This is a genomic window from Aeromonas sp. ZOR0002 (assembly GCF_963866995.1).
Classification (GTDB): domain Bacteria; phylum Pseudomonadota; class Gammaproteobacteria; order Enterobacterales; family Aeromonadaceae; genus Aeromonas; species Aeromonas caviae.
The window spans coordinates 13,232-26,024 of sequence record NZ_CAWMFQ010000031.1 but is presented as its reverse complement, the minus strand read 5'-3'; the positions used below and the strand labels follow the sequence as shown (position 1 = coordinate 26,024).

General features: G+C 60.4%; 11 protein-coding genes. 5 read left to right on the top strand and 6 right to left on the bottom strand.

Going from position 1 to position 12,793, the window contains the following annotated elements; translation table 11 throughout:
* The 6 genes from AACR77_RS02180 to ccoN all read right to left on the bottom strand — a co-directional run.
* Nucleotides 1-2,328 (bottom strand): heavy metal translocating P-type ATPase (locus tag AACR77_RS02180; protein ID WP_042879510.1); only part of this gene is annotated, 2,328 nt, incomplete at its 3' end.
* 88 nt (nucleotides 2,329-2,416) lie between these two features.
* Nucleotides 2,417-2,905, bottom strand: coding sequence for a FixH family protein (locus tag AACR77_RS02175; RefSeq protein ID WP_042879495.1), 489 nt, complete (start codon nucleotides 2,903-2,905; stop codon nucleotides 2,417-2,419).
* Between the two features lie 113 nt (nucleotides 2,906-3,018).
* Nucleotides 3,019-4,008, bottom strand: coding sequence for a cytochrome-c oxidase, cbb3-type subunit III (gene ccoP, locus AACR77_RS02170; RefSeq protein ID WP_039040785.1), 990 nt, complete (start codon nucleotides 4,006-4,008; stop codon nucleotides 3,019-3,021).
* Nucleotides 4,008-4,187 carry a CcoQ/FixQ family Cbb3-type cytochrome c oxidase assembly chaperone gene (locus AACR77_RS02165; RefSeq protein ID WP_010674775.1) on the bottom strand — a complete coding sequence of 60 codons (180 nt, stop codon included), beginning with the start codon at nucleotides 4,185-4,187 and terminating at the stop codon, nucleotides 4,008-4,010. The genes ccoP and AACR77_RS02165 overlap by 1 nt, the downstream gene beginning before the upstream one ends.
* An 11-nt stretch (nucleotides 4,188-4,198) precedes the next feature.
* Nucleotides 4,199-4,813 carry a cytochrome-c oxidase, cbb3-type subunit II gene (gene ccoO / locus AACR77_RS02160; protein ID WP_010674774.1) on the bottom strand — a complete coding sequence of 205 codons (615 nt, stop codon included), beginning with the start codon at nucleotides 4,811-4,813 and terminating at the stop codon, nucleotides 4,199-4,201.
* A gap of 18 nt (nucleotides 4,814-4,831) precedes the next feature.
* A complete protein-coding gene (gene ccoN / locus AACR77_RS02155) occupies nucleotides 4,832-6,256 on the bottom strand; it encodes a cytochrome-c oxidase, cbb3-type subunit I (protein ID WP_010674773.1) in 1,425 nt (474 codons plus the stop codon).
* Between the two features lie 279 nt (nucleotides 6,257-6,535).
* Here ccoN and AACR77_RS02150 point away from each other — a divergent pair, with 279 nt between their 5' ends.
* The 5 genes from AACR77_RS02150 to pepN form a co-directional block, all read left to right on the top strand.
* Nucleotides 6,536-6,994, top strand: coding sequence for a hypothetical protein (locus tag AACR77_RS02150; protein ID WP_042879493.1), 459 nt, complete (start codon nucleotides 6,536-6,538; stop codon nucleotides 6,992-6,994).
* 108 nt (nucleotides 6,995-7,102) lie between these two features.
* Nucleotides 7,103-7,561, top strand: a complete 459-nt coding sequence (locus AACR77_RS02145) for a GAF domain-containing protein (protein WP_042879491.1) — start codon at nucleotides 7,103-7,105, stop codon at nucleotides 7,559-7,561.
* Between the two features lie 101 nt (nucleotides 7,562-7,662).
* Nucleotides 7,663-8,307: an RNA chaperone ProQ gene (proQ, locus tag AACR77_RS02140; RefSeq protein WP_010674770.1), complete on the top strand. Its 645-nt coding sequence runs from the start codon at nucleotides 7,663-7,665 to the stop codon at nucleotides 8,305-8,307.
* A gap of 8 nt (nucleotides 8,308-8,315) precedes the next feature.
* Nucleotides 8,316-10,331, top strand: coding sequence for a carboxy terminal-processing peptidase (gene prc / locus AACR77_RS02135; RefSeq protein WP_042879490.1), 2,016 nt, complete (start codon nucleotides 8,316-8,318; stop codon nucleotides 10,329-10,331).
* Between the two features lie 129 nt (nucleotides 10,332-10,460).
* Nucleotides 10,461-12,793: aminopeptidase N (gene pepN / locus AACR77_RS02130; RefSeq protein ID WP_042879488.1), on the top strand; the 2,333-nt coding region annotated here is incomplete at its 3' end.

Sequence of the window (12,793 nt, the reverse complement as noted above, 5' to 3'; positions counted from 1 at the left end):
ATAAGGGGGGAGCCAGCCACTGGCCGCCAGCGGCAGCACAAGCAGGTTGTAGCCGATGGACCAGGCAAAGTTCTCCTTGATGATCTTGCGAGTGCGCAGGGCCAGGGCCCGGGCGGCCAGCAGACGGGAGAGATCGTCGGCCAGCAGGATGGCGTCGGCGCTGTTCTTGGCAAGATCCGTTCCCCCCGCCATGGCAAAGGAAGCGTGAGCGCCGGCCAGCACAGGGGCGTCGTTGATGCCATCTCCCACCATGATGCTGATATCCCCGGCCGCTTCCCGGGCCTTGAGATAGGCCAGCTTGCCGTCCGGGGTGACCCCTTTTACCAGCTCATCGACCCCCAGCTCGCGGGCTACCTCGTCGGCCTGGGCCGAGCTGTCGCCGGTGAGAATGGTGGTTTGCAGGCCTGCCTCCTTGAAGGCCTGGATCAGTGCACCGGCATCGGGGCGCAGCGTGTCGGCCAGGATGAAACGGGCCAGCAGTCCGTGTTCATCGGCCAGATAGATGGCCAGCCCTTGAGCGGCATTCTCTTCCTGCGCCAGTTCGAGCCAGCGTGCACTGCCGATGCGGTAATGCTTGCCCTCAATCACTCCCTGCACGCCGTGGCCGATGACGGGGGTGACGTCGCTGGCGGCGAGCGGCACCCCGTCCGCCAGTGGTTTGCTTCGAAACGCACGGGCGATGGGATGCTCGGAGTAGGTCTCCAGGGCCTGGGCGAGTGCGAGGCAGCGGGTTGCGTCGAGCTCGCCGAGGGGTTGGGTGCTCATCAGGCTGATGTTGCCCGTGGTCAGGGTCCCCGTCTTGTCCATCACGATGCGGTTGGCCCGGGTCAGAATGTCCAGCACGTGGCCGCGGCGCAGCAGAATACCGCTGCGGGTCAGGTTGGCAGTGGCCGAGGTCAGTGCGGTCGGGGTGGCCAGCGAGAGGGCGCAGGGGCAGGTCGCCACCAGCACCGCAAGGGTGACCCAGAAGGCCCGCTCGGGCTGATGAAAATGCCAGAAGGTCCAGACAGCGGCCGCAATGATCAGGAGCACCAGGATAAAGTGGCGCGACAGCACGTCCGCCAGTTGGGCGATGGCGGGTTTGTCGTCCAGAGCATGATCCTGCAGGCGCATGATCTGGGCGAGACGCGACTCTTCAATGGGATGGCTGACCCGGATCTCCAGGGGGGCATCGGTGTTGATGGTGCCTGCATAGACGGGATCCCCGGCCTGCTTGAGCAGCGGCAACTGTTCGCCAGTCAGCATGGATTCGTTGAGGCTGGCCTGGCCCAAGGTGACGATGCCGTCTGCCGGCAGGGTGGCCCCCGCGAGTACCCGCACCCTGTCTCCAACTCGCAGCGTCTTGGCGGCCACCTCGTGTTCGCCGTCATCATCGATGCGGGTCGCCATGATGGGCACCAGACGCGCCAGGTTGGAGCTCGACTCCGACGCCTTGCGCCTCGCTCGCAGTTCCAGCAGACGGCCCAACAGCAGGAAAAAGACGAACATGGTGATGGAGTCGTAATAGACCTCACCCGTGTTGAAGACCGTGGCCCAGATGGAGGCGACGAAGGCGCCGATCAGTGCCAGCGACACCGAAACATCCATGGAGAGGTGGCCCTGCTTCAGGCTGCGCCATGCCCCCACGTAAAAAGGCTGGGCCGAGTAGATCATGATGGGAGTGGAGAGCAGAAGGCTTATCCACTTGAAGTAGATCATGAATTCCTCTTCCACGCTGATGAAGAGGTCCATGTAGAGTGCCACGGCGCACATCATCACCTGCATGGAGCCAAGCCCGGCCAGCGCCATGCGGAACATGTAGCTGCGCACCTCTTTGGCGTAGAGTGCTTCCTGCTGATGAGTCTGGAAGGGATAGGCGCGATAGCCGACCCTGGCAAAGCCTTTGAGAATGTCGCTCAAAGAGAGCTGGGCCGGATCCCACTTGATGCGGGCGCGATGGGTGGTGGTATTGACGTTGATGTAACGCAGACCGCGCAGGGTCATCAGGTGCCGCTCGATGAGCCAGGCACAGGCGGCGCAGGTCAAACCTTCCACCGTCAGTTGGATCTCGCGCGTCGTTTCGCGACCCGTACCGGTGTCGGTGACGAACTCCTGCTGCACCTCCGCCAGATCGTAGTGGGTGAGGGCGGCGAGCTCTTCGGGCACCAGCTCCCCCTTGATGCCGGGAGCGGTGCGGTGTTCGTAATAACTGGCGAGGCCGCATTCGAGAATGGTCTGTGCCACGGCCTGACAGCCAGGGCAACACATCGGCTGAACGATGCCTTTGATCTCGAGAGTAAAGTTACTGCTAGTGGGAACCGGTTCACCACAGTGAAAACAGCCGGTCATGGTGATCATCCCTCTTTGATGCAGCCCTGCAGGCCGGGTCGGGGAGAAGGGCGGCTGACCGGCGTGCCGATCACTCTGCCTTCGTGATTCAACGTCCCTTGGGATCGAGCTCAATCGCTGCCTGAGTCGGCAGTTGTGCCGTCTCCTGGAGGCGCCATTCATGGTTGAAGGCATCGACCCGCACGTGCCACTTGCCGGTGAGGGGCTTGTCCAGCATCAGGCGATAGACTCCCTTGCCATCGGCCGTCAGCAGATGTTCGCTGTCCAGGCCCGCCAACGTGGGATGAAACAGGGAGAGGTGCAGTGCCTGCCCGGTGGGGATCTTCCCTGCCAGGGGAGTCAAGGTCAGCTCTTTGTCGCTGACATTGAGGGCGATACGGATGCCGAGCGCCTCGGCGCGATCGAACTTGCTGAGATCCTGGTTAATCTCCTTGCCCTGCTTGTAGTAGTCCTCCGCTACCAGGTTGACCCCATCCTTGCTGGCAATGATGGCGGTGGCGATGCTGCCTACCACGGCGGCACAGGGGAGGGCGATGATGAACCAGGGCCAGAATTGGCGATACCAGGGTTGGGTCATGATGCTACCGAAACAAATGGTTAACGAAATGGCGGTAATTCAGCCAACACAAGATAACAAAAAGCCTCGAAGAGTCGAGGCTTTTTGCTGATTAATCACGTGCTTATCACATGTTACTGCTGATTTTGCCGATCGTTGTGGGACAAGCTGTAAACGTAGGAAGCGAGCAGGTGTACCTTGTCTTCCCCCAGAATGTCCTTCCAGGCCGGCATCACGCCGTGGCGCCCGTGGGTGATGGTCTGTTCGACCACCTGACGGGAGCCGCCATAGAGCCAGATGTTGTTGGTCAAGTCGGGAGCGCCGAAGGCGATGCCGCCCTTGGCATCCGGGCCGTGGCAGGCGGCGCACATGGCAAAGCGTGCTTCCCCTTTCTTGGCTTCCACCAGATCAACCTTGCGACCGGAGAGGCTCAGCACATAGGAAGCCACCTCCTTCACCCCGTCCTGACCCAGGATCTCGCCCCAGGCGGCCATGATCCCCTGACGACCGCCCATGATGGTGGTCTTGATCTGGTCGGGGGCGCCGCCCCACTGCCATTCGCTGTCGGTCAGGTTCGGGAAACCTCGGCCACCACGGGCATCGGAGCCATGACACTGGGAACAGTTTTGCAGGAACAGGCGCTGACCCACCTTCAGGGCTTCCGGATCCTTGGCGATCTCGGTGATCTCCTTGTAGCTCTTGCCGTCAGCCTGATAGGTCAGCTCGCGGAACTTGGCGCCGTAGATCTCGTCAGCCTTGGCGAGTTCCCGGTCGTATTCCACCGCGCGTCCTTCGGCCTTGGCAGACTCGGCCGCCGCCTTGGACTCGGCCAGGGAACGCACATCCTGGTTGGAGCTCTGCCAGCCCAGCAGACCCTTGAAGTTGCCAAGGCCCGGGAAGGCGAGCAGGTAGATGAGCCCGGTGACGATGAAGAAGAGGAACATATAGGACCACCACTTCGGCAGGGGATTGTTGATCTCCTCGATGCCGTCGAAGGTGTGACCCATGGGTTTGCCCTCTTCGGCTCCCATCTTGTCCTTCATGCACCAGGCCAGCAGCAGGAAGCAGCCGAGAATGGTGCCAAGGCTTATGACGGTCACAAAAATGCTAAACAGAGTGCTCATTATTGCTTCGCTCCTGCGTTCTTGTTATCAGCACTGGGTTGCTCGTCATCGGCAAAAACCAGGTTGGCGGCCTCGTCGAAAGAAGCCTTGCGGCGCTTGCTGTAGGCCCAGACGATGATGCCAATCATGATGACCATCAGCAGCAGGGTGTACAGGCCGCGAAATGTGCCGTAATCCATATCCCGACTCCTTATTTCAGGGCATGGCCCAGTGATTGCAGATAGGCGATCAGCGCATCCAGCTCGGTCTTGCCCTTGACGGCCTCACCGGCACCGGCGATGTCGGCATCGGTATAGGGCACGCCGAAGTGATCCCGGAACAGAGCCAGCTTTTTGCCGGTCAGCTCGCCGCTCAGCACATTGGTCTCGAGCCAGGGGAAGGCCGGCATGTTGGACTCGGGCACCACGTCACGCGGGTTGATGAGGTGGGCGCGATGCCAGTCATCGGAGTAGCGGCCGCCGACCCGGGCCAGATCCGGGCCGGTACGCTTGGAGCCCCACAGGAAGGGGTGCTCCCACACGCTCTCGCCGGCAACCGAGTAGTGGCCGTAGCGTTCGGTCTCGGCGCGGAACGGGCGGATCATCTGGCTGTGGCAGACGGTGCAGCCTTCGCGGATGTAGATGTCGCGTCCTTCCATCTGCAGGGCGGTGTAGGGCTTGAGGCCCTCCACCGGCTCGTTGGTCTGCTTCTGGAAGAACAGGGGGGTGATCTCCACCAGGCCCCCCAGGCTGATGGCGAAGATGATGCCAATCACCAGCATGGGGACGCTTTTTTCAAAAATCTCGTGACGGTTGTTGTTGCTCATGCTTTAAACCCCTTCAAATCAGGCTGGCTGTGCGACGGGTTCCAGGGAACCCTTGGGCGCAGTGACGGTGCGATAGGCGTTGTAGGCCATCAGCAGCATGCCGGTGACGAAGAAGCAGCCACCCAGGAAGCGCACGAAGTAGAAGGGATAGGAAGCTTGCAGCGCCTCCACGAAGCTGTAGGTCAGGGTGCCGTCGTCGTTGACCGCACGCCACATCAGTCCCTGCATCACACCGGAAATCCACATGGCGACGATATAGAGCACGGTGCCCACGGTGGCCAGCCAGAAGTGGACGTTGATGAGCTTGATGCTGTACATGCGCCCCTGCCCGAACAGGTTCGGGATCAGGTGGTAGACGGCGCCAATGGACACCATGGCAACCCAGCCCAGGGCACCGGAGTGAACGTGACCGATAGTCCAGTCGGTGTAGTGGGAGAGGGCGTTGACGGTCTTGATCGCCATCATGGGGCCTTCGAAGGTCGACATGCCGTAGAACGACAGGGAGACGATCAGGAAGCGCAGGATGGGGTCATAACGCAGCTTGTGCCAGGCACCCGAGAGGGTCATGATGCCGTTGATCATGCCGCCCCAGGAGGGCACGAACAGGATGAGGGACATCACCATGCCCAGCGACTGGGCCCAGTCAGGCAGGGCGGTATAGTGCAGGTGGTGCGGACCGGCCCAGATATAGAGGGAGATCAGCGCCCAGAAGTGCACGATGGAGAGGCGGTAGGAGTAGACGGGGCGACCCGCCTGCTTGGGCACGAAATAGTACATCATGCCAAGGAAGCCCGCCGTCAGCAGGAAGCCCACCGCGTTGTGGCCATACCACCACTGCACCATGGCATCCATGGCGCCGGAGTACATGGAGTAGGACTTCATGCCGGAGAGGGGCACTTCCATGTTGTTGACGATGTGCAGCACGGCAACCGTGATGATGAAGGCACCGAAGAACCAGTTCGCCACATAGATGTGGGAGGTGGTGCGTTTGACCAGGGTGCCGAAGAAGACGATGGCATAGCTCACCCAGACCACGGCGATGGCGATGTCGATGGGCCACTCCAGCTCGGCGTACTCTTTGGAGGTGGTGTACCCCAGCGGCAGCGAGATGGCTGCAGACAGAATGATCGCCTGCCAGCCCCAGAACACGAAGGAGGCGAGGGGACCACCAAACAGCCGGACCTGACAGGTGCGTTGCACCACGTAGAAGGAGGTGGCCATCAGGGCGCTGCAACCAAATGCGAAGATGACCGCATTGGTATGCAGGGGACGCAGACGGCTGTACGTCAGCCAGGGGGTGTCGAAGTTGAGGGCAGGCCAGATCAGCTGGGCTGCAATCAATACACCCACCGACATGCCGACGATACCCCAGACAATCGTCATGACGGTGAACTGGCGCACAACGGTGTAGTTGTACTCAGGGTGGTTTGTTGTATGGCTCATCGTTGTATTCCGCTTCCGATGCTGTTGTTTGTGTTGCCCGGTGTCCTGGGCCATTTTCACCCCGGTTTTGCAAAATCCTCTCGTTAACATCTGTTAATAAAAGGAAAAGCAAAAGGTGGTTAAATGAAAATCCATTGAGAATGATACTGAAATGACCGGTAAAATAACAGTACAAACAGTGATATATTTGGCTCCAGCGGGTCTCATGTCCGCCAGTTTTTACCATGCGCGAGATCACGAAAATTACATTTTCAACGTACCTTACAGAGCTGTTTTTTCATGAAAGAGAGACTCACTTCACGCAAAATCGTCCACCTGTCCATGGTGCTGGTCATTTTGCTCTCCCTGATGGCCTATCGAACCTGGTTTTCAGGCGCAGGAAGCGACCATGCAGAGGGCACCAATGTTCAGATTTGTGATCTGTCCCACAGCCCCTGCCGCCTCATCGTCGGGGATCGCCCGCTGACGGTCAGCATCGATGGCTTGCCGATCCGCCCTGAACATGACTTTGTCCTGCGCCTTCAAGGGGGTGTGCCGGCCATCACGCCGGTCAAGGCCTGGCTCGAGGGCAAGGAGATGTTCATGGGGCTCATCCCCGTGCAGTTTGAACCCAGCCAAGCGGGGTGGCGAGGGGTGACCCAGGTGGGAAGTTGTACGACCGAGGCGATGGACTGGCTCCTGACCATCGAGTGGAGCAATGGCCAGCGCCATCAACTGACGTTGGGGGCGGCACGTTGAACGGACTCTCATCGGGACCCAGGAGGGGGGATAATTGAAAATTGATTTGAAATTTTCAGGCAGGACGGTACCTTGCATTGATTATCAAGGAGTGAAGTTCATTTAATCATGATTGAAAAACAAGCATTTTATCGCACGCTCAACCAGCAGGCCCAGGCATTGCTGGAGGGCGAACCCGACATGATCGCCACCCTGGCAAACCTGTCTGCCCTGCTCAATCAGGAACTGGCTGACATCAACTGGGTTGGTTTCTACCTGCTGCAAGGAGAGACCCTGGTGCTCGGCCCGTTCCAGGGCAAGCCGGCCTGTGTGCGCATCCCGGTCGGGCGCGGCGTCTGTGGCACAGCGGTGGCCGAGGGCAAGACCCAGCGGGTAGACGACGTGCACCAGTTTGCGGGTCACATCGCCTGTGACGGTGCCAGCAACTCGGAAATCGTGATCCCTCTGCGCCGTGGCGGGGAGATCATCGGGGTGCTGGACATCGACAGTCCAATCTTTAACCGCTTTGACGAGCAGGACCGGATTGGCCTCGAAGAAACGGTGCAAATTTTGGAAAGCATGCTCTAAGTCATTGCTAGATGGTTCGCAAAAGGTCCCAAGCTCTCTATAATGGGGCCTTTGTTGTGTTCGGGCATGCCCGTGCGTCTATATGAAAGCCAAGGTTATACATGGAAAACACTGAAAAGCTGAAGAACAGTAAAGAGATCGTCGCCTACCTGGTCGAGAAATTCCCGGCCTGCTTCATCGCTGAAGGAGAGGCCAAGCCACTCAAGATTGGCATCTTCCAGGATCTGGCCGCGCGTCTTGCTGATGACGAGAGAGTCTCCAAGACCATGCTGCGCTCTGCTCTGCGTCAATACACCTCCAGCTGGCGTTACCTGCATGGCCTCAAGGCTGGCCAGGCCCGTGTCGATCTGGACGGCAACCCGGGCGAGCTGCTCACCGAAGAGCACATCGAGCATGCCAAACAGGCGCTCAAGGAGAGCAAGGAACGTGTCTTTGCCAGCCGCCGCACCAACACCAAGGAGAAGGAAGACAAGCCCAAGCAGCCGCGTCGCAACGCGCCGCGCAAGGCTGACGCTCCCCGCTCCGACAAGCCCAAGTCCGCCCCTGCTCCTAAGGCTGCACCGGTCGCCGATGCGCCGCTGGTGAAAGTGGATGCCGCTACCCTGAAAGTCGAGCAGGGCGTTCGCGTCGTGCTGGGCAAGTCCCCTGTGCCTGCGACCATCAAGGAAGTGACCAAGGATGACGTACAGGTTCAATTGCAGACCGGCATGATGTTGCGGGTCAAGTTCGAGCATCTGGTTCTCTAAGGAGACGAATGTTGAAGCATGGCGTGATTCGTTTTTCACTCGTTGCCTGTAGCCTGGCGCTTGCCGGGTTCGCACAGGCCATCGAGCCGGTGCTCAAGGAAAGTGATTTGCCTGTGTTGGCTCAAGAGAGCCAACATGCTACGGCCAGCAAGCGAATTGCCAATCTGTTTACCCGCTCCCACTACAAACAGTTCAAGCTGGACGACGCCTTTTCCTCCGTGATCTTTGACAAGTATCTGGAGAATCTGGACTACAGCCGCAACCTGTTTCTGGCCTCTGACATCAGCCGTTTTGAGAAATATCGTACCGGTTTTGACACCGACCTCGAGCGAGGGCGGCTGGCTCCGGCCTACGAGATGTTCAACCTGAGTCAGCAGCGGCGGTACGAGCGGTTCGAATACGCCCTCAAACTGCTCGACACTCCCTTCGATTTTACCCAGAAAGACAATTACGTCTTCGATCGGGAAGGGGCTCCCTGGCCCAAGGATGAAGCCGAGCTCAACGAGCTGTGGCGTCAGCGGGTCAAGTTCGATGCCCTGAGCCTCAAGCTCAGCGGCAAGGAGTGGCCCGAGATAAAGGAGCTGCTTGGCAAGCGTTACAACAACGCCATCAAGCGGATGTCCCAGACCGAGAGCGAGGACGTGTTCCAGCTCTTCATGAACTCCTTCGCCCGCGCCATCGAACCGCACACCAGCTATCTGTCTCCGCGCAGCGCCGATCGGTTCAACACCGAGATGAACCTCTCGCTGGAGGGGATTGGTGCCGTGTTGCAGGCGGAAGATGACTTTACCGTCATCCGCTCCCTGGTGCCAGGCGGCCCGGCGGCCAAGTCCAATCACCTGAAACCCGATGACAAGATCACCGGGGTGGGGCAGGACGACGGCAAGATTGTGGATGTCATAGGTTGGCGTCTTGACGACGTGGTCGAGCTCATCAAGGGGCCCAAGGGCAGCAAGGTGAAGCTGGAGATCCAGCGTGGCAAGGGCGCGACCGCCAAGACCGAGCTGGTGGAGCTGGTGCGTGACAAGGTGCGTCTGGAAGACAGAGCCGCCAAGTCCAAGGTGATCACCGCCGAGGGCAAGAAGATCGGCGTGCTCGAGATCCCGAGCTTCTACGTCAACCTGCACGACGACGTGATCAAGGAGATCTCCAGCCTCAACAAGCAGAAGATCGACGGCCTCATCGTCGATCTGCGCGGCAACGGTGGCGGTGCCCTGACGGAAGCTTCCGCCCTGAGCGGTCTCTTCTTTGCCAGCGGCCCCGTGGTGCAGATCCGTGATCACATGGGTCGCATCACCGTCAATGGCGACGACGACGGCAATGTCTACTACGGTGGCCCCATGTCGGTGATGATCGACCGCTACAGCGCCTCGGCCTCCGAGATCTTCGCCGCCGCCATGCAGGACTATGGTCGTGCGCTGATCCTCGGCGAAAACTCGTTCGGCAAGGGGACGGTACAGCAGCATCGAAGCCTCGCAAAGGTCTATGACTTCTACGAGCAGCCGCTGGGTCACGTGCAGTACACCATCGCCAAGTTCTACCGTATCGATGGCGGCAGTACCCAGAACAAAGGGGTTGCACCCGATATCGCCTTCCCGACCGCAGTGGCGCCGGGTGAGACGGGGGAGAGCCGCGAGTTCAACGCCTTGCCCTGGGACAAGATCGCCTCGGCCAGCTACGAGCGACTGGGGGACTTCTCCAGCCTGCTGCCGAAGCTGAAAGCGGCCCACGAGGCACGGATCACCAAGGATCCGGAATTTGCCTATGTGCTGCAGGACATCAAGGAGTATCAGGCGGACAAGGACAAGAAGTCGGTCTCCCTGAACGAAGCCGAGCGGCTGGCTGAACAGGCCAAACAGGACGAGAAGGCGCTGGCGCGAGCCAACGAGCGCCTGACCCGTCTTGGCAAGCCGACGGTGAAGAGCCTGGATGAACTGCCGACCGATTTCGAGGCACCTGACGAATACCAGGTGGAAGCGGCCAACATCACGGCGGATCTGGCCACCCTCAGCAAGAAGAGCTGATGCTGGCAACGAAATGACAAGGGCGACTCGGGTCGCCCTTTCTTTTGCCTGAATGCAAACTATTTGACCCTGTCCGAGCCTTGTGACAGCCTCTGACACGTCAATAACAAAGCGTGGAAGCACACAATAATGACTGAACAACCTCAGGCCATGACGGCCAAATATCGCCAGGATTACCAGGCTCCCCTCTATTGGTGTGACAGCCTGGATCTCGATTTTCAGCTGCAAGAGCCCCTGACCCGGGTCACCGCCATCTCCCGTTTGCGTCGCAGCGGCGATCACAACGAGCCCCTGGTGCTGGACGGCGAGGGGCTTGACCTTGTCAGCGTCAGTGTGGATGGCGTGCCCTATCAGCAATACGAGCAGGGAGAGAGCAGCCTGACCCTGTTCAACCTGCCGGCCGAGTGCGTGCTGACCGTGGTCACCGACATTGATCCCGCCGCCAACACGGCGCTGGAGGGGCTCTACAAATCCGGCGATGCCTATTGCACCCAGTGCGAGGCCGAGGGCTTTCGTCGTATCACCTATTACATGGACAGGCCGGACATCCTGGCCCGTTACAGTACCCGCATCACCGCCGACAAGGCCAAGTACCCCTATCTGCTCTCCAATGGCAACAAGGTCGCGAGCGGCGATCTGGACGACGGTCGCCACTTCGTGCAGTGGCAGGATCCCTTCCCCAAACCGAGTTACCTGTTTGCCCTGGTGGCCGGTGACTTCGACGTGGAACGCAACCACTTCATTACCAAAAGCGGCCGCCGGGTGGCGCTCGAGATCTTCGTGGACAAGGGCAACCTGGACCGCGCCGGTTTCGCCATGGAGAGCCTCATCAACTCCATGCGCTGGGACGAGCAGCGTTTCGGCCTCGAGTATGACCTCGACATCTACATGATCGTGGCGGTGGACTTCTTCAACATGGGAGCCATGGAGAACAAGGGGCTCAACATCTTCAACTCCAAGTTCGTGCTGGCCAACCCGGCCACTGCCACCGATGCGGACTACCACGGCATCGAGCGGGTGATCGGTCACGAATACTTCCACAACTGGACCGGCAACCGCGTCACCTGCCGCGACTGGTTCCAGTTAAGCCTCAAAGAGGGGCTGACGGTGTTCCGGGATCAGGAGTTCTCCTCCGATCTGGGGTCGCGCGGCGTCAACCGCATCAACAACGTGCGCACCGTGCGCGGTCCGCAGTTTGCCGAAGATGCCGGCCCCATGGCCCACCCCATCCGCCCGGATGTGGTGATCGAGATGAACAACTTCTACACCCTGACCGTCTACGAGAAGGGCTCTGAAGTGATCCGAATGATGCACACCCTGCTGGGGGAGGACGCCTTCCAGGCGGGCATGCGCCTCTACTTCGAGCGTCACGACGGCTCTGCCGCCACCTGCGACGACTTCGTGCAGGCGATGGAGGATGCCTCCGGGGTGGATCTCGCTCGCTTCCGCCGCTGGTACAGCCAGTCCGGCACCCCCGAGCTCACCGTGACCGACGAATACAATGCCGAAAGCGGTGTCTATCGTCTGCACGTGAGCCAGCACACCCCGCCGACCCAGGATCAGCCGCAAAAGCTGCCGCTGCATATCCCCCTCGACATCGAGCTCTACGATGAGCAGGGGGCCGTCATCCCGCTGCAATATCAGGGCAAGGCCATCGGCAATGTGCTGGACGTGCTGGAAGCACAGCAGACTTTCGAATTCGATCGGGTGCCGGTCAGACCGGTACCCTCTCTGCTGCGGGACTTCTCCGCCCCGGTCAAGCTGCACTATGACTACAGCGACGAGGCCCTGGCCTTCCTGATGCGCCATGCCCGCAACGAGTTTGCCCGCTGGGATGCGGCCCAGATGCTGATCAACAAGGCGGTGATCGACGGGGTGGCGCGGGTGCAGCACGGGCAGGGGGTTGAACTCTCCCACACCCTGCTGGCGGCCTTTGTCGCCATTCTGGACGAGGCTGCGCTGGATCCCGCCCTCAAGGCAGAGATCCTGGCCCTGCCGGGGGAGGCGACCCTGGCCGAGCTGTTCGAGGTGGCCGACATCGACGCCATCCACCAGGTGCGCAACGGCATTCAGACCGCATTGGCCCACGCCTTTGGCGACCGCCTGCTGGCGTGCTACGAGAGCCTGCGTCTGCCGGCTTATCAGGTGGTCCATGCCGACATGGCCAAGCGGGCCCTCAGGGGTGTGGTGCTGGGTTATCTGGCGGCGCTGGATGCCGCGAAGGCCGATACTCTGGTGCGCGAGCAGTACGGGGCTGCCGACAACATGACCGACACCCTGGCGGCGCTCCAGGTGGCCAACAGCCATCTGCTGCCGTGCCGCGCCGCGCTCTTGGCCGACTTCGAAGGCAAGTGGGCCCATGATGGCCTGGTACTGGACAACTGGCTGCGGTTGGTGGGGGCCAAGCCGGCCAAGGATGTGCTCGATGACGTGAAGCAGGCGATGGCGCACCCGACCTTCAG